At 40.6% G+C, this 16,927-nt stretch carries 19 protein-coding genes; 13 read left to right on the top strand and 6 right to left on the bottom strand.

What is annotated here, in order from left to right; all coding sequences use genetic code 11:
- The first annotated feature begins 72 nt into the window (after window positions 1-72).
- Entirely contained in the window at window positions 73-894 is an 822-nt protein-coding gene (locus ERX37_RS04315; RefSeq protein WP_133429408.1) for an inositol monophosphatase family protein, read from the top strand.
- Here the strand turns inward: ERX37_RS04315 and ERX37_RS04310 are convergent.
- The gene (locus ERX37_RS04310) at window positions 867-1,745 is read right to left on the bottom strand and encodes a hypothetical protein (RefSeq protein ID WP_133429407.1); all 879 of its coding nucleotides are present in this window, start codon (window positions 1,743-1,745) and stop codon (window positions 867-869) included. The genes ERX37_RS04315 and ERX37_RS04310 overlap by 28 nt on opposite strands.
- 153 nt (window positions 1,746-1,898) lie before the next feature.
- Window positions 1,899-2,084 (bottom strand): DUF5325 family protein, encoded by a 186-nt coding sequence (locus ERX37_RS04305; protein ID WP_133429406.1) that lies wholly within the window; start codon window positions 2,082-2,084, stop codon window positions 1,899-1,901.
- Between the two features lie 95 nt (window positions 2,085-2,179).
- Between ERX37_RS04305 and typA the strand changes: the two genes are divergently transcribed.
- On the top strand, window positions 2,180-4,024 hold the full coding sequence (typA, locus tag ERX37_RS04300) for a translational GTPase TypA (protein WP_133429405.1): 1,845 nt from the start codon (window positions 2,180-2,182) through the stop codon (window positions 4,022-4,024).
- A 1-nt stretch (window position 4,025) separates the two neighbouring features.
- On the top strand, window positions 4,026-4,355 hold the full coding sequence (locus ERX37_RS04295) for a YlaH-like family protein (RefSeq protein ID WP_133429404.1): 330 nt from the start codon (window positions 4,026-4,028) through the stop codon (window positions 4,353-4,355).
- A gap of 138 nt (window positions 4,356-4,493) precedes the next feature.
- Here ERX37_RS04295 and ERX37_RS04290 read toward each other — a convergent pair whose 3' ends face one another.
- A complete protein-coding gene (locus ERX37_RS04290) occupies window positions 4,494-4,970 on the bottom strand; it encodes a hypothetical protein (protein ID WP_133429675.1) in 477 nt (158 codons plus the stop codon).
- Window positions 4,971-5,092: 122 nt separating this feature from the next.
- Between ERX37_RS04290 and ERX37_RS04285 the strand changes: the two genes are divergently transcribed.
- Together ERX37_RS04285 and ERX37_RS04280 are read left to right on the top strand one after the other, a co-directional pair.
- Window positions 5,093-5,365 (top strand): Fpa/YlaN family protein, encoded by a 273-nt coding sequence (locus ERX37_RS04285; RefSeq protein WP_229713070.1) that lies wholly within the window; start codon window positions 5,093-5,095, stop codon window positions 5,363-5,365.
- Between the two features lie 46 nt (window positions 5,366-5,411).
- Window positions 5,412-6,620: an FtsW/RodA/SpoVE family cell cycle protein gene (locus ERX37_RS04280; protein WP_133429403.1), complete on the top strand. Its 1,209-nt coding sequence runs from the start codon at window positions 5,412-5,414 to the stop codon at window positions 6,618-6,620.
- 43 nt (window positions 6,621-6,663) lie between these two features.
- Here ERX37_RS04280 and ERX37_RS04275 read toward each other — a convergent pair whose 3' ends face one another.
- Window positions 6,664-7,575: a COX15/CtaA family protein gene (locus ERX37_RS04275; protein WP_133429673.1), complete on the bottom strand. Its 912-nt coding sequence runs from the start codon at window positions 7,573-7,575 to the stop codon at window positions 6,664-6,666.
- 278 nt (window positions 7,576-7,853) lie between these two features.
- Here ERX37_RS04275 and cyoE point away from each other — a divergent pair, with 278 nt between their 5' ends.
- From cyoE to ERX37_RS04240, 7 genes are all read left to right on the top strand, one after another.
- Window positions 7,854-8,768, top strand: a complete 915-nt coding sequence (gene cyoE, locus ERX37_RS04270; protein WP_133429402.1) for a heme o synthase — start codon at window positions 7,854-7,856, stop codon at window positions 8,766-8,768.
- Window positions 8,769-8,799: 31 nt separating this feature from the next.
- Complete coding sequence (gene coxB / locus ERX37_RS04265; RefSeq protein WP_133429401.1) at window positions 8,800-9,864, top strand: cytochrome c oxidase subunit II; 1,065 nt, start codon at window positions 8,800-8,802, stop codon at window positions 9,862-9,864.
- 22 nt (window positions 9,865-9,886) lie between these two features.
- Entirely contained in the window at window positions 9,887-11,788 is a 1,902-nt protein-coding gene (ctaD, locus tag ERX37_RS04260; RefSeq protein WP_133429400.1) for a cytochrome c oxidase subunit I, read from the top strand.
- Window positions 11,788-12,417 (top strand): cytochrome (ubi)quinol oxidase subunit III, encoded by a 630-nt coding sequence (locus ERX37_RS04255; protein WP_133429399.1) that lies wholly within the window; start codon window positions 11,788-11,790, stop codon window positions 12,415-12,417. Before ctaD ends, ERX37_RS04255 begins: the two co-directional genes overlap by 1 nt.
- A gap of 1 nt (window position 12,418) precedes the next feature.
- Window positions 12,419-12,847 carry a cytochrome C oxidase subunit IV family protein gene (locus ERX37_RS04250; RefSeq protein WP_133429398.1) on the top strand — a complete coding sequence of 143 codons (429 nt, stop codon included), beginning with the start codon at window positions 12,419-12,421 and terminating at the stop codon, window positions 12,845-12,847.
- Between the two features lie 128 nt (window positions 12,848-12,975).
- Complete coding sequence (gene ctaG, locus ERX37_RS04245) at window positions 12,976-13,929, top strand: cytochrome c oxidase assembly factor CtaG (RefSeq protein WP_133429397.1); 954 nt, start codon at window positions 12,976-12,978, stop codon at window positions 13,927-13,929.
- A gap of 9 nt (window positions 13,930-13,938) precedes the next feature.
- Window positions 13,939-14,400, top strand: coding sequence for a DUF420 domain-containing protein (locus ERX37_RS04240; RefSeq protein WP_133429396.1), 462 nt, complete (start codon window positions 13,939-13,941; stop codon window positions 14,398-14,400).
- Window positions 14,401-14,429: 29 nt separating this feature from the next.
- Here the strand turns inward: ERX37_RS04240 and ytvI are convergent, their stop codons facing one another.
- The gene (gene ytvI / locus ERX37_RS04235; RefSeq protein ID WP_133429395.1) at window positions 14,430-15,479 is read right to left on the bottom strand and encodes a sporulation integral membrane protein YtvI; all 1,050 of its coding nucleotides are present in this window, start codon (window positions 15,477-15,479) and stop codon (window positions 14,430-14,432) included.
- 48 nt (window positions 15,480-15,527) lie between these two features.
- Complete coding sequence (locus ERX37_RS04230) at window positions 15,528-15,887, bottom strand: YugN family protein (protein ID WP_133429394.1); 360 nt, start codon at window positions 15,885-15,887, stop codon at window positions 15,528-15,530.
- 124 nt (window positions 15,888-16,011) lie between these two features.
- Here ERX37_RS04230 and ERX37_RS04225 point away from each other — a divergent pair, with 124 nt between their 5' ends.
- The gene (locus tag ERX37_RS04225; protein ID WP_133429393.1) at window positions 16,012-16,926 is read left to right on the top strand and encodes a CAP-associated domain-containing protein; all 915 of its coding nucleotides are present in this window, start codon (window positions 16,012-16,014) and stop codon (window positions 16,924-16,926) included.
- Window position 16,927: the final 1 nt, after the last annotated feature.

Below are 16,927 nucleotides of genomic sequence, written 5' to 3'. Positions count from 1 at the left end.
GTACCATAGAGCAATTAATTCTTATTGGCAGTTGACTCATGTATAATAGAATTAAATCAAGGAGGAACGCATATGTCAATTTACGAATTCGCAATGTCCATTGCGCGACTTGCGGGAGAAAAAATTAGAGAACAGTTATCACATGAACTGGTAATAGAGACGAAATCAAATCCGAATGACTTAGTTACGAATATGGATAAAGCCACTGAAGCGTTTCTAGTTGCAGAGATTACAAAACATTATCCTGACCATCAGATCATCGGTGAAGAAGGACATGGGAAGACCATCACATCGACGGATGGCTATCTATGGGTGATTGATCCGATTGACGGCACACTTAACTTTGTGCATCAGCAGCAGAATTTCGCGATTTCTATCGGTATTTTCCATAACGGAGAAAAATATGCCGGGATTGTATATGATGTGATAGACGACAAGATGTATCATGCACAGGCAGGACAAGGTGCTTATTTAAATGACAGACCGTTACCGATGCTGAAAGAGACACAGCTGGCGACTTCTATTATTTCAATGAATCCGAACTGGCTGACAAAAGACTATACGTATGAAATGTATGCGCCGATTATTAGAACAGCCCGAAGTGCAAGAAGTTATGGCTCAGCGGCACTTGACTTTGCATATGTAGCGCTTGGGATTATTGATAGCTACATTACTTTACGTCTTCATCCATGGGACTTCTCAGGCGGTATGATTATTGCAGAGGAAGTAGGAGCTGTCGTGACCAATCAGCTGGGCGATAAACTGGATCCGCTGCATTCGAACTCTATATTAGTTGCTAATTCAAGCCTGCATAAGGAGATACTTGAACAATATCTCGAGCCACATCATACAGCACTTGAATCCATTCATAAAGGGACATTTTCTAACAGATAGTAAGTGCCTTTCGTCTTACCTGCTGCACTGAAATGTTTCTTCAGAAGAGAAGCAACTTTAGTGGCAGGTATTTTTTTATTGCACCATTTGTACATAATACCTTTCGTCAGCCGGCTGTCAGGATAAAGGGAAAGATATTCTCTGGCCGCGTCAATAAAGGCCTGGTCCAATGTAGAAATCTGACGACATTTCTGACAGAGAATCAGGTGATGATGCTGAGTGAATTCAGATAACTGGTTGCAGTGAGGACAACGCAGTCCGTTCTGTATGTGCAGTCTTGCAGGTGTGACAGGTTCAGGCGCTGATGTAAGATAGGCCGCTAAATCTTCTGTCGGTGCAGTCATGCCCTTAAAATAATCAGCTAAGTCATGGATAGTCAGAATCTGCTGGCGACTTGAATGTATATCCAGTTCGAAGTCACTGCCGAGACAGACACATCTCATATCAATGTTCAGGCGCCGGTCAAGTAGATAGTCGATACCTAGCTTGATACTCATCAGCTGTGCCAGATCATCTTTCACTTTACGAGTGAAAAATTCAGTCAGCATCCCTTGCTGGTTAATAGTATGGAGACCTCGGTAGTCATTTAGTTTCAATAGATGGACGGTGTCAGCTTCTATTAAGATGACGTTCAGCTGGATGTCGTGATGATAGTCTGCATACGTGTAGTGCCAGATCATATCAACGGTCTGATGCAGAGAGGGAGGCATAAGAGATTCGAAGTGGTCTTCAAGTAATTTCTGATCGGTCAGCTGCTTCAGCTGCAGCATTTCGTTATCGCTGAGTTCAGTACGGTGACGCAATGCTTCCAGACGACTGAGGGCAGGGTAGCTTCTTTTATTGATCAGCATCCAGTCACTTCCTTTCCTCCATAATTTACAATAGACAGCTGCAATTGACAAAAAGCAGAAAAAGATAAAAATAATAAAAAAGTCCTGTAGTTTTTAATAAACTACCGGACTTTTATCATAATCTGCGCACATCTGCATTTATTTTAGAAGAAATTACAGCCAGTTATTTTCACGATATTTTTTCTTCATTGTAAAGCCATAACCGAAGATGGCAATAAAAAGAACAGCGCTGAGCAGCATGATGATTAAGCTGCTTTCAGCAATACCTGCACTGAAGCCGATCATACAGAGTACAGCAAGGATTGCGAGCACCATAAAAATAGTTTTACTTTTTTTCATATGATTCCCTTCGTTCAGCAATATAGTATAAATCTCTGATATATGCTATAATATCACAGTTACATAATAAACTGTAGATGTGAAAGGGACATAACATGACAAAATACAGAGAAGATGTGCGTAACATTGCCATCATCGCCCACGTTGACCATGGGAAAACAACATTAGTAGATGAATTATTAAAACAATCCGGTATCTTCCGCGCGAATGAACACGTTGAAGAACGTGCAATGGATTCCAACGATCTTGAAAGAGAACGTGGAATTACTATTTTAGCGAAAAACACAGCCATCGATTATAAAGGAACACGCATCAATATCCTGGATACGCCAGGACACGCCGATTTCGGTGGTGAAGTAGAACGTATCATGAAAATGGTAGATGGTGTTATTCTTGTTGTCGATGCATACGAAGGAACAATGCCTCAGACACGTTTCGTGCTGAAAAAAGCACTTGAACAGAATTTAAAACCTGTTGTTGTCGTTAATAAAATCGACAAACCATCAGCACGCCCAGAAGAAGTACTCGATGAAGTATATGATTTATTTATCGAACTGGATGCGAATGATGAACAGCTTGATTTCCCAGTTGTGTACGCAAGTGCAATCAACGGGACTGCCAGTCTTGATGCAAGTGAACAGGACGAGAACATGCAGTGTCTATACGAAACAATTCTTGAATATGTACCGGCACCAATCGATAACCGTGACGAGCCGCTGCAATTCCAGACTGCACTTCTTGACTATAACGAATACGTTGGCCGTATCGGTATCGGTCGTGTCTTCCGAGGCACGATGGAAATGGGTCAGCAAGTTTCATTGATTAAAATTGATGGCACGGTTAAAAACTTCCGTGTTACTAAAATCTTTGGTTTCTTCGGTTTATCACGTGTCGAAATCCAAAAAGCATACCCCGGTGATTTGATCGCCGTTTCAGGTATGGAAGATATCAACGTCGGTGAAACAGTTACACCTGTTGATCATCAGGAAGCATTACCTGTTTTACGTATCGATGAGCCGACTTTACAGATGACGTTCTCAGTTAACAATTCACCATTCGCAGGTAAAGAAGGTAAATTCGTTACAGCTCGTAATATCCAGGACCGTTTAGAATCTCAGCTTGAAACAGACGTGTCATTACGTGTTGAATCAGTCGGTCCTGACTCATGGACTGTATCAGGACGCGGAGAACTTCACCTGTCTATTCTGATTGAGAATATGCGTCGTGAAGGCTTCGAACTTCAAGTATCTAAACCAGAAGTTATCATCAAAGAAATCGAAGGCAAGAAATATGAGCCTTACGAACGCGTACAGATTGACGTACCTGAAGAAAATACAGGTTCAGTCATCGAGTCACTTGGAACACGTAAAGGTGAAATGATTGATATGAGTACGTCAAATGGCCAGACACGCCTGATCTTCAACGTACCAGCACGTGGTTTAATTGGTTACCGTACAGAGTTCATGTCTATGACTCGTGGTTATGGTATCTTAAACCATACATTTGATGAATACCGTCCGTACGTTCGTGGACGTATCGGTGGTCGCCATAATGGTGTACTTGTTTCTATGGATAAAGGGGTAGCAAGTACTTATGCAATTCTTGCCTTAGAAGACCGTGGTACAAACTTTATGGAACCTGGTACAGAAGTATATGAAGGGATGATCGTCGGCGAAAACTCACGTGATAATGACTTAACAGTTAATATTACAAAAGTGAAAGCAGCGAATAATATCCGTTCTGCAACGAAAGAACAGACAACGACAATGAAAAAACCAAGAATTATGACGCTTGAAGAAGCGCTTGAATATATCAACGATGATGAGTTACTTGAAGTGACACCTGAGTCTATCCGTCTCAGAAAGAAAACACTTGATAAAGCACAGCGTGAACGTGAACAGAAAAAAGCAAAAGCTGCATCTTTAGCCGAAGAGGAATAAAATGCTCGGCTTAAGCAAAGGCGTCAGCACAGATCCGTCAGAACGACTATCCTTTCTTGCCAAGCTCTTCCGGGTTGATACCAATCCTGAGCAAGGCATGTGGATGCTTTTATTCGCGATCTTTATCTTAAGTGTCATCGTTTATAAATTAGGATTCGCACGAAAATTGAAACTCTGGCAGAACATCGTCATTTATGTCCTGCTGTTTCTCGGTTGTATCCTGCTGACGTTCCTGGCAGTCTTTCTACCCGTAGGGGAAAGTCTGATACTAGCAGCAATTGTCTTCGGATTATACCGACTGCGTCTTCATAAAGAACGTAAAAACGAATAAAAAATAAGCCCGTCCCCACTTTAGAAGTGAGGCGGGCTTATTTTTGTTTTTGTGAGTCAGAGTATGTGTAGCGTACAGAGAGTATGTGGAAAGTGGTAGATAAAAGAGATTTAAATACCACTTTCCTCTACCGCAACTTTATATAACCTCTATTGCATTGACATGTTTAATACGCTGACTATAGTCTCCATCGAAAAGAAATGCATCTACCATACCATCCTCATAAAGTCGTTTGCCATTTTTCGAGAACTGGAAGTACAGCTTACTGACATCTGTCAGGCGGATATCTTCGTGTTCATTTCCGTTCGATAGTCGGATTACTTGAGCATCTGCGTGAGGTTCAGTAATGTTGAAAAAAGGTTCCATATTAATAACATAGGTACTTTCAAGCAGTTGCTGCTTCTTGTATTTTTTTTCTGAATTTAATGTAGGTGGTTTAGCTCCACCTTCAAGGATATCACGATTCCAGGCTTTATTATCCTTAAAAGAAATAGGTTCAACACCTGTCGTCTTTCCAGCTTCCATTTCTTCTACTGTTATTTTACGGTCATCGAAAATCCATGTAGATGGATCCAAAGTGATTTTAAACTTTACATTGCCTAAGACTTGTATAATCAAATGATTCACTCCTTTTAGATTATTTTAGCACAGCCGCTCACTGACATGTACTTTTGCTTGATTTTTATAGAGTGCTACTATAAACTTTTAAAGTATAGAAGAAAAAGGGGTGTATGTCTATGGAAACGATGGATTACAAACAAAAGGCATATGACCAGCTTAATCAGGATGCAGAAAAAATTCTGCAGTTGATTAAAGTGCAGATGGATAATTTAACGATGCCCCAGTGTCCGCTCTACGAAGAAGTACTTGATACTCAGATGTATGGCTTGAGTAAGGAAGTTGAATTCGCAGCTAAGCTTGGACTGATTGATAGAGAATTTGGAAAGACGTTGTTATCCGGTCTGGAAAAGGAACTTTCCAAGTTACATGATGCGTTTACAAATGTCTAGAGCATGAGCTTTAGACTATTTTTTATTAGAATCGAGTGATTAAGCAGTGAATCAATTAAGAAAGTTTTTTAAATACATAAAAGATTATTCCAAATATGTCGATTTTTCTTTGCTCATCACTTATATTGTCCTCTGCATGATGGGTCTTGTGATGATTTATAGTGCCAGTATGATTGGTGGACCGAGAGGAATGCTGTCTGGTGCTGGAGCTGTCAGCTCAACTTATTTCTATAAGCGGCAGTTATTTTCCATCATCCTGAGTTTTGGTATCGTCTTTTTTATGACGTATTTTATGCATATCAATATCATCAAGAACAAAAGAGTACAGCAGTTTTCTATTATTGCTGTATTGCTTCTACTAGTGGCCACGATGCTGTTCGGAACTGAAGTGAACGGCTCTAAAAGCTGGCTGAATACAGGTGTCATGATGATCCAGCCATCAGAATTCCTGAAGATTGTGACGATCATCTACCTTGCTTATATTTATGATAAGAAGAGACAGCTGGACCAGATGAGTTTAGATCTATTTTCACCGATTTTTTTAATCGGTTTCTGTTCAGGGCTCGTTCTTCTTCAGCCGGATATGGGGTCAGCTTTACTGATCTTTATGATTATCATCTCCATTCTTCTTTACTCAGGTATTGCGTTCGGAACGATGATTAAGACAGCAGGTGCACTGGTCGGTGTAGCGTGTCTCGCCTTTATTTACAATATGGCGACGATTGGCAGTCTGCTGACACCGCATCAGGTGGCACGGTTCGAAGTGCTGAAGAATCCATTTAAAGATGAAAGCGGCATTGGTTATCATCTATCCAACTCGCTGATGGCTATTGGTAATGGGGGATTGTTTGGCCGCGGTCTCGGTAACGGCATTATGAAACTGGGATATTTGCCGGAACCGCATACGGACTTTATTTTTGCGGTTATTTCAGAGGAACTCGGTCTTATCGGTGCAGTCGTGATCATCAGCCTGCTGTTCTTTATCGTCTATAAAGGATTTATGTATGCAGCACTGGCAACTTCGATGTTCTATCGTTTAATTTGTATCGGCGTTGCAAGTTATATCGGCATTCAGTCATTCATCAACTTAGGCGGTGTTTCAGGGCTGATTCCACTGACAGGTGTCCCTCTGCCTTTCCTCAGCTACGGCGGTTCAAGTATGCTGAGTCTCTCTATTGCTGTAGGTCTGCTGCTCATGGCTTCCAAGCATGTTAAACAGGAAGCGGAGCATAAGAAGCAGATGAAAATAAAATAAAAAATACCCTGTAAAATCAATCCGATTTTACAGGGTATTTTCATTAATGTCTCAGTTTTGCTCGTGATATCAATAAAATGAAGTAACACAGGAGACCGAAGAGTAATGTAATAAAAAGTGCATGCAGTAAGGCGATGTAGAGATTGAGACCTGTAAAGACAATCAACGCACCGGTTGTGACCTGCAGACAAATTAAAACAAAAGCGATGCTGTAACCATATTTGATGACGCGGTACTGACTATAGTTTTTAACGGCATGGTATGTGATGTAAGCCAGCCAGATAAATAGAATACCCGCAAGTGTTCGATGACTCATGTGTACCCATTCATAGAAGTTACCAGGCAGCTGAAACTCACCAGGCTGACAGAGCGGCCACGTAGAACAAGCAAGGCTCGATTTAGTGTGACGTACAAGTGCACCGCTATATATAACGAAGTAAATATAACTGGTCAGTGCAACCGTGTGATAGCGAAGCTTGTTATGGATGACAATTTTTTTAGCATCAAATTTCTGATCGACCTCAAATATGAGTAACATCAATAGAAACACCGCACTGAAGCTGATCAGTGAAATACCGAAATGCAGGGCAAGTATAAATTTATTCTGCTGCCAGATGACAGCTGCTGCACCTATTAAAGCTTGTGCAAATATAAAGGCAATGCTCATAAAACAGAGAAACTTCGTCTCGCGTTTATAGCCGATATATTTCATGCTTAAAATAACGAGCCAGGTAACTGAAATTAGTGCCAGACCTGACACACCGCGGTGAGCGAGTTCGATTAATGTTTCCTTTGGAATCTGTGTCGGTACGACCTGACCATGGCAAAGCGGCCAGCTGTTACCGCAGCCATCAGCTGATCCAGTCTTTGTGACAAGTGCACCGCCAATCTGAACAAACAGCATCAGAATGGTCGTGAAGACGGACAGCCATTTTAAATTTTTCTCTTTTAACAACTCATTCACCTCTATAATTACTGACGGTTAAAAATTAACAATCTATTGACACGCTATATATGATAAAATAATGTGTAGAAGGACATGCATAACATACAGGATGTCTTAAGATATAGTATAACAATGTTTAAGAGCTGTAAATGTGTCACCTCTGTGAATATTGACCGACTTGCCTTACAGTAAAATGTTATCATTTTATTTCTAAAATATATAGAATTTGTGTCAGATTTGATTTATTATGGTTATTATATGCATCAGTTGTGTAAAGGAGGTTGAAAATGCTGAATGAAAATATCATCATTCCCATTGATGATAGCAGGTTAACGGTGAAAGACATCAAAGCTGTGGTTAAGATGGGGCTTGTACAAGGCAATCTGATTCCGACATTTGCCGGAGCATGGCTTGCTGTTATTCTGACGGAACAGTCTTTTTTAGGAAGTCTGCCTGAAGTGATCACCATGCTGATAGGTTCTGTTCTGATTATGGGTGGTAGTTGTGCATTAAATAATTTTTACGATCAGGATATTGACGCCTTGATGCCGAGTAAGATGAACCGGCCAAGTGTAACGGGTAAGATTAACAGTCGTCAGCTGCTGATACTGAGTCTTGTACTGATGGTTCTAGGCGAGGCGCTGCTCTTCTCGATCAATATGACGACCGGCCTTATCGGTTTTCTCGGTATATTCGGTTATGTCATTCTCTATTCTGTCTGGTCTAAACGTCATTTAGTGTCAAATACGATAATAGGAAGTTTTCCAGGTGCAGTGCCGCCGCTTATCGGCTGGGCTTGTATCGATCCTCATTTATCTACGACGGCATGGATGTTATTTATTATCATGTTTGCCTGGCAACCCGCTCATTTCTATGCGCTGGCAATTAAGCGTAAGGATGAATACGGCTTAGCAAATATCCCGATGCTTCCGACGGTTAAAGGTTTCTCCAGAACACGGTTAGGTATGTTATTCTGGGTCCTTATTTTACTGCCCACACCATTTTTAATGCCAGAGCTTGGTACGGTCTTTATAAGTCTCGCGACATTACTTAATGTGTGCTGGTTACTTCTTGCACTCAGTGGCTTCAGATCTGGAGTGAAAGAAGCGAAATGGGCCATGCAAATGTTTATTTATTCTTTAAACTATTTAATGATATTTTTTGTTATGATAGTTGTAGTTACTTTAATTCAAATGATTTAATTATGAATGAGTGAAAGAGGGGTTATTTTTAATGAGCAAATTAAAGAACACTAAATTGTTTGGCTTGTTTTTTGTTCTAGCTATGGCTTTATCGGGCTGTGGTAAACCGTATTTATCTGCACTTCGTCCTGCGGGGGAGGTTGCACAGGAACAATTTAATCTGATGATGCTTGCTGTATACATCATGATTGTTGTTATTCTGGTTGTTGTGGTCATTTTCATCATGGCAGTCCTTAAATTCAGACGGGGTAAAGTCGGCGAAAATTTCGTGCCGAAACAAGTCAGTGGTAATCACAAGCTTGAGATTATCTGGACGACGATTCCAATTTTATTACTTCTTATTCTAGCGATTCCAACGGTTTCACTGACATTTAAGTTAGCGGATACGAAAGCAATGGATAAAGTTGATGAAAAAGGTAAAAACAAAGAAATGATCGTCAACGTAACAGCTAACCAGTATTGGTGGGAATTTGAATATCCTAACCAGGAAGTAGTCACTTCTCAGGAGTTAGTGGTACCAACAGATACAAAAGTTTATTTCAGATTACACGCTGCAGATGTTAAGCACTCATTCTGGATTCCAGCTGTGGGTGGTAAATTAGATACAAACGTTGAGAATATCAACAAGTTCTATCTGATTTTTGACTCTAAAAAAGCGAAAGAAGCAAACAACGTATTCTATGGTAAATGTGCAGAGTTATGTGGTCCTTCTCACGCATTGATGGATTTCAAAGTTAAAGCGATGGATAAAGGTGACTTTGACACATGGGTTAAAGATATGCAAGGAACTAAACAAGCAGTAGCGGCAACAAGTGACCAGGCTAAAGCTGGGGAAAAAGTCTTTAAGCAGTCATGTATCGGTTGTCACGCTGTTACACCAACAGGTAAAGGTGCAAAAGGTCCTAACTTAACAACTTTTGGTGACCGTACTCGTATCGCGGGTGTATTAGAGCATAATGAAGAAAACTTAAAAAAATGGATCAAAGATCCTGATAGCGTTAAACCAGGGAATAAAATGACTGGACAGTATAAAGTATCTGATAGCGATATCGATGCACTTGCAGCATACTTAATGGAACGTAAAGTCGGGAACTAAAGTTTAAAGGGAGGTTACACAATTGTCTACACAAGCTAAAAGAGGTTTTGGTGCAACAATTAAGGAATACTTAACAACTGTTGACCATAAAAAAATCGCGATTCTTTACTTGATTATGGGTGGTCTGTTCTTTGCTATGGGTGGTCTGGAAGCGATGTTTATTCGTCTTCAGCTGGCTGTACCTGAAAATGATTTCGTATCAGCGGGACTTTTCAACCAGATCATTACAATGCACGGTACTACAATGATTTTCCTGGCAGCAATGCCGTTGTTATTCGCATTTATGAATGCAGTTGTGCCACTTCAGATTGGGGCGCGTGACGTCGCGTTCCCATTCCTGAATGCACTCGGATTCTGGTTATTCTTCTTCGGTGGGATTTTCCTTAACTTATCATGGATCATGGGCGGAGCGCCTGATGCAGGTTGGACATCTTATGCATCACTGTCACTTGCATCTGCTGGACATGGTATTGATTTTTACGCACTTGGTTTACAGATTTCAGGTGCAGGTACATTAATCGCCGGTATCAACTTCCTGGTTACAATCATCAATATGAGAGCACCGGGTATGACTTACATGCGTATGCCACTGATGACTTGGACAACATTTGTTGCTTCAGCATTAATCGTCTTCGCATTCCCTCCACTGACAATCGGTTTATTCTTACTGATTTTCGATAGAATGTTCGGTACAGGATTCTTCATTGTCTCACAAGGTGGTAACACAATTATCTGGGAACACTTATTCTGGATTTTCGGTCACCCGGAAGTTTATATCTTAGTATTACCAGCTTTCGGTATTTTCTCTGAAATTATTCCGACCTTCTCAAGAAAACGTCTTTTCGGTTACTCAGCGATGGTCTTCGCAACTGTATTAATCGGTTTCTTAGGCTTCATGGTTTGGGCTCACCACATGTTCACAGTAGGTCTTGGACCAACAGCGAACGCAATCTTCGCTATTGCAACAATGGCGATTGCAGTGCCAACAGGTATTAAAATCTTTAACTGGTTACTGACAATCTGGGGTGGTAGTGTAGAATTCACTACACCAATGATGTACGCACTTGCATTCATTCCATCATTCGTTATGGGTGGTGTGACAGGGGTTATGCAGGCATCAGCTCCAGCTGACTATCAGTACCACGATTCTTATTTCATCGTTGCCCACTTCCATTACGTTATCGTTGGTGGAGTAGTATTCGCTTTACTTGCAGCACTTCATTTCTACTGGCCACTCATGTTCGGTAAGATTTTAAGTGAAAAATTAGGTCACCTGGCATTCTGGATTTTCTTCATCGGATTCCACATGACATTCTTCTTACAGCATTTCCTTGGTTTAATGGGTATGCCACGTCGTGTATTCACTTACTTACCAGGCCAAGGATACGATACATTTAACTTGATCTCTACAATCGGTGCATTACTCATGGCTGTTGCAGTTATCGTGACATTGATCAATGTCATCTTAACGACTGTTAAAGGTCCACGTGTAGGACGCGACGCATGGGGTGACGGCCGCACACTTGAATGGTCATTACCACAACCTGTTCCATTCTATAACTTTGCACAGACACCACTTGTACGTGGCTTAGATGCATTCTGGTTAGAAAAAACAAAAGGTAACGGTGAAATCTTACCGGCTGAATCTTTAGGTGAAATTCATATGCCTAACAATTCATTCCTACCTTTCATCCAGTCTCTGGGATTATTCGTTGCAGCATTCGGTGCACTTTACTTTGCAGATGGCAAAGAATGGGCTATTGATGCAGTTAAAGATTTACCGGTTCAACCATGGGCACCATTTGTTCTTGGTTTAGGTTTATTAATTACTATTGGTGGTATGATTGCTCGTTCACTTAAAGACGATCATGGCTACCACATCACTAAAGAAGAGTTGATTGAGTACGAAAGAGGTGTGAAATAATGGCACATGTTGAAGAAAAAATGACAGTTGAAAAATGGCCAAGTCACCCTGAAACTGCTTCGCTTGAAGGTAAAAATAAGCTCGTTGGTTTCTGGATCTTCCTGGGCGGGGAGACTGCGCTGTTCGCTTCACTATTCGCGACTTACTTAGCTCTTAAAGATCATGTACCAAGTCAGGATCATGCAACAGCTCAGCAGCTGTTCCATTTACCACTTGCATTTGTGATGACGATGTTACTTCTGACATCGTCTCTTACAAGTGTATATGCGATGTATCATATGAAAAACTATGATTTCAAAAAAATGATTACATGGATTATTGTGACGATTCTATTAGGTCTCTGTTTCTTAGGACTTGAGATTTACGAGTTTGTTGAATATGTCCACCAAGGTCATACATTCCGTTCAAGTGCTTTTGGTAGTGCGTTCTACTTCTTAGTAGGTACACACGGTCTGCACGTATTAATCGGTTTAGGCTGGGCAACATTGCTCGTTATCCGCAACATGAAGCGTGGATTATCTGTCTATAATGCAGCGAAGTTCAATACGTTCTCATTATACTGGCACTTTATCGACGTTGTCTGGGTATTCATCTTTACAGTAGTCTACTTGTTAGGGGTGTTAGGTTAAAATGACAAAATCTAATGAACACTACGTAACTGAACATGTCAAAGTAAGAGATGTTGAAACGACTGAAACGCATACTCAAGCTGTTCACACAACACATGCTGAGCCACGTTTCAATAAAGCAAAATTTGAATTCGATAAACGCAACCGTACAGCTGAAATGAGACAGCAGGTTACGACATTTGGCATCATGATCTTCCTGACTTTCATCGCCTTTGGCATGGTTGCAGCAGGACTTGATAAAGCCATCGTACTTCCTATTCTAGTATTGCTCGCATTCATTCAGGTTATCCTGCAGTTCTTCTACTTCATGCATATGAAGCACGACGGACATAATGTAGCGAAACTATTCATGATTTCAGGTATTTTCCTTGCACTCTCGTTTGTTGTAATGGCCCTATATCTGACATGGTTAGGCGATCCACTTAAATAGTAATAGACACCACTGATGGTCATCAGTGGTGTTTTTTTAAAATGACATAAAACGTTCGTTATTGTTTTCGTTACGGGTGAATAAATTATTTTATAATTAAGGTAAGATTTAATTTTTGGAGTGATATTATGGGTAATCTAAGTTCCGTTTCAATATTTGGCTTCTTTGCGAACTGGAGTCCATTTTATATGGTCGCCGTCCTATTTGTAACAGTTGTCTATTTTCTGACAGTGACAAAATGGCGTCATGAGATTCCTGGCAATCGCCCTTTAAAGAAAAGTGAAACAATTCTTTTCATTATCAGTATGATATTGATGTATCTGGCGAAGGGGAGTCCGATTGATTTACTGAGTCATATTATTTTTAGTTTTCATATGCTGCAGATGGCCGTTCTTTATTTAATGGTAGTGCCATTATTATATTTTGCTATTCCAAGTTATCTGATTGATTATATTATCACACGTCCTTATATCAGACCTGTGTTTAACGCGATGACTCATCCTGTTTTTGCGATTATCTTTTTTAACGGCTTATTCAGCATTTATCATCTACCTCTTGTGCTGGATTATCTGAAACAGAGCGCTACTTTGCACTCATTGTTCACGATCCTACTATTTATAGCAGCAGTCATGATGTGGTATCCTGTATTCAACCGTACAGCAATAGAGCGTAAACAGCTTTCTGGTCTGCAGAAGTTATTCTATATCTTTATGATCGGGGTCCTGCTCACGCCTTCATGTGGGCTGATTATTTTTGCTCAGCATCCTATGTATAAGACTTATACAGATCCACAGGCCTGGTTAGGAGCGATGACACTCTGTGTGCCAGCAGGTACCTTGAACAGTATTATGGATTCCACTAATATATCAGGTCCTCAGTACTTTACGAATATGTCACCACTGGAGGATCAGCAGACAGGTGGCGTCATTATGAAAGTACTACAGGAAATTTTCTTTGCAGTTATGCTCTTCTATGTATTCTTTAACTGGCGCTGGTCAGAAGGTAAAGATGAAGAGGCAACAACGCAAAGAAGTTTAGAAGCACGTCAGAAAGAACAAGCATACTTTAATCAATTCAGATAGGAGAAACTTATGAACTTACCAATCTTACCGACAATCAGTACATCTTTTATTGTGCTCAGTGCTATTCTAGTAGCAATTGGCTGGTATTTAATCGCTAAAAAGAATTATGAAGGTCATAAAAAAGTGATGCTTGCAGCAGGTGCGAGCGCACTGACATTTTTCATTATCTATGTTTCGCGCACACTCTTTATCGGCAATACATCATTTGGTGGACCTGATGACATTAAGCTGTACTACACCATCTTCCTGATTTTTCATATCACTCTGGCAACGACGGGCGGTGTACTCGGTCTGATTATGATCTGGTCAGGACTGAATGATCGATTGAATATTCATCGTAAGTTTGGGCCGACCACATCAGTCATCTGGTTCTTTACAGCAATCACCGGTGTCGCAGTATATATGCTGCTATACGTCTTCTATAAAGGCGGAGAAACAACTTCTGTCTTTAAAGCCATTCTTGGCATATAAAAAATCTCTGACTTTTGTCAGAGATTTTTTTATATTTTGAAGTTCGTCTTAATGGCACCTGACTCCACAAAAGTAAAGATGATCATCAGGACGATAGGACCGATAAAGAAGCCGATAAAGCCCATTAATTTCAAGCCTAGATACATGGATATCAGAGTAGCAAGCGGGCTGAGACCGACACCGTTACCCATAATTTTAGGTTCCAGAACTTTACGCTGTACGAGTAGAAATACCGACAGCAGCGCAAGCTTGATAGCTGTAATGTTGTCACCAGTAATCAACTCATAAAGTGTCCACGGAATGGTGATGCCTGTCGCTCCGATAATAGGCAGCAGATCAACGATGCAGATGATCAGACTGAGCACAAGCGCATTCTCAGGTACGATAAACAGCAGGCCGATAAATGTGAATACCCATGTGATGAAGGACAGAATGACAGCCGCACGCAGCATGCCAAAGACAGAGGTTGATACTCTTCTCCAGATCAGCATGCCTCTCGTATAGGTCCGTTCATAAGTATGCTGTCTAATAAATTGCTTCATGCGTGGCACTTCAAGCATAAATAAGAAGAGTGCTACTAAAAAGACGAGTCCTGAGATAATCAGCTCCGGCAGTATCGAAATAAAAGCCGTGATATTCTGAACATTGAACATGTCGACAATCGCATCGCGGATAGAGAGCAGGAACTTCTGAACTTCACTGCTCAGTGTCTCTGTGACGCTTGAAGGCAGCAATTGATTCATCCGGTTTTCAATATTGCCCCATGCATCAATCAATGCATCCGCTTTAGAAGGCAGGTCCTTGGAAAATTCAAGCACAGCTTCGGTTAAGCGTGTCATCATTAAATAGAGAAGCACCACTAAAAAAAGCAATATACCTGAATATAAGGCAGTAACACTCCATTTACGACTGCCGAGCTTCTGTTCTAATCTCTTGACGGCTGGTTCCAGTACAAGTGCCAGAATAATAGCGACTACAATAGGAATGGAAATCGGTAAAATATAATAAATGAATAAAATGACCAGGATGATGGTCAGTAAAATGGTTAAGTTTCGTTTTGTCATAAATCTCTTAAACATAGCAGCACCTCACAAATTGATATTAAAAAAGACGTGGTCACCCACGTCTTAAGCAAGAATTTCTTTAAGGTCATTGCTGATGCTGATGATTGTACGTTTGCAATGTTCAACGACTGCTGGAGGGAAATATTCATCCTCACCATATTCGATACCTGTTGGATAATAATGTTTTCCTAAGTAAGGATCCATCATCTGAAGTGTTGCATTTCTTGCACCCACATCACCTTCAACGGCATAACCTGGAATGCGGAGGTAGTAAATCCCCTCTTCGATCTGATATTTAAGGTCATAAGTTACACGTTCATAATCCCAGTGTCCACCAAGATTAAGTCCGTGTTTATTCATGACATGCTGAATAATATTTTGATCAGCTACGATGTTTTCAATACCTGAATTGTCGAATACCATTTAATAAACCTCCCTCAATATGCTCACTCCTAATTTTATGATAAAAAGAGCCGTGTTGCAATCAGTTATTTATTTATGTGTAAATAATGTATAATATGAAGGACTAATATGTACGGAGAATGTGATGAAAAATATAGTGATTAAGATTTTAATGATGTTGTTAGTAGTGATTGGGCTAGTGCTTCTATTTTATTCAACGGATGATTTTGATGATCTGGAGGAGCCCGAAGAAGCGACCCGTACAGAAGTTCAGCATGTTAATCCTGAACTGACTGAAGGAGCAGGGCAGTATATCGGGAAAAGTATCGATGACTGGACAGCTGATTTTGGTTATCCTGAGCGGATTTATGCCGGTGACAATAAATATGAGCATTATATTTATCAGGCGAATACAGCTTATTACGATGTCCGTGTGCGCGATGATAAAATTGGTATGATTTATGCGGCAGGAATCGATGCTGATATCAGCCCATTTAAAGTCAATCAGCGTGCCGCAGAAATTTATCAAGGTACATTTATCGATACTGAACCGGTTATAAAGACTGAAGACGGCGAATATAGTTTTGAACTGACAGAAGTTGATATGAAGACACAGCCGCTGATTAAATATGGCAAAGTATTCGCGCAAGTCTATGTCGATCAGCAGACTGATAAGGTGATGGGAGTTAGATATATGACTGCACCTCTATTGGTTCAGATGCTGCCTTACACCGCACACTTGAATGGTAAGCCGCTTGAGCGTACAATGAACAGAGAGCAGTCTATACTTACACAGCTCAATGAAAGAGAGACACTGGCAGAAATCATCAATATGATTCGAGCAAGTTCTGATATCCATCAACTGGAACTCTATCAACCTGTTACGAAGGAGCTCTGTCAGCGGAATACTCCTGGAGTCAGTAAAAGCAAGGCTTATGATTCTGGTGAAGCAGTCAATATGTGGCTGAATACTGAGAGACAACTGATTCTGAACAATCGATTCAGTCGCGTTCAGGCAGAAGCATCTGATTGCTACGCAGCGAGATACTTGAATAAATAAG

This window comes from Macrococcus hajekii (assembly GCF_004359505.1).
GTDB classification, from domain to species: domain Bacteria; phylum Bacillota; class Bacilli; order Staphylococcales; family Staphylococcaceae; genus Macrococcus; species Macrococcus hajekii.
This window is presented reverse-complemented; position numbering and strand designations above follow the sequence as displayed.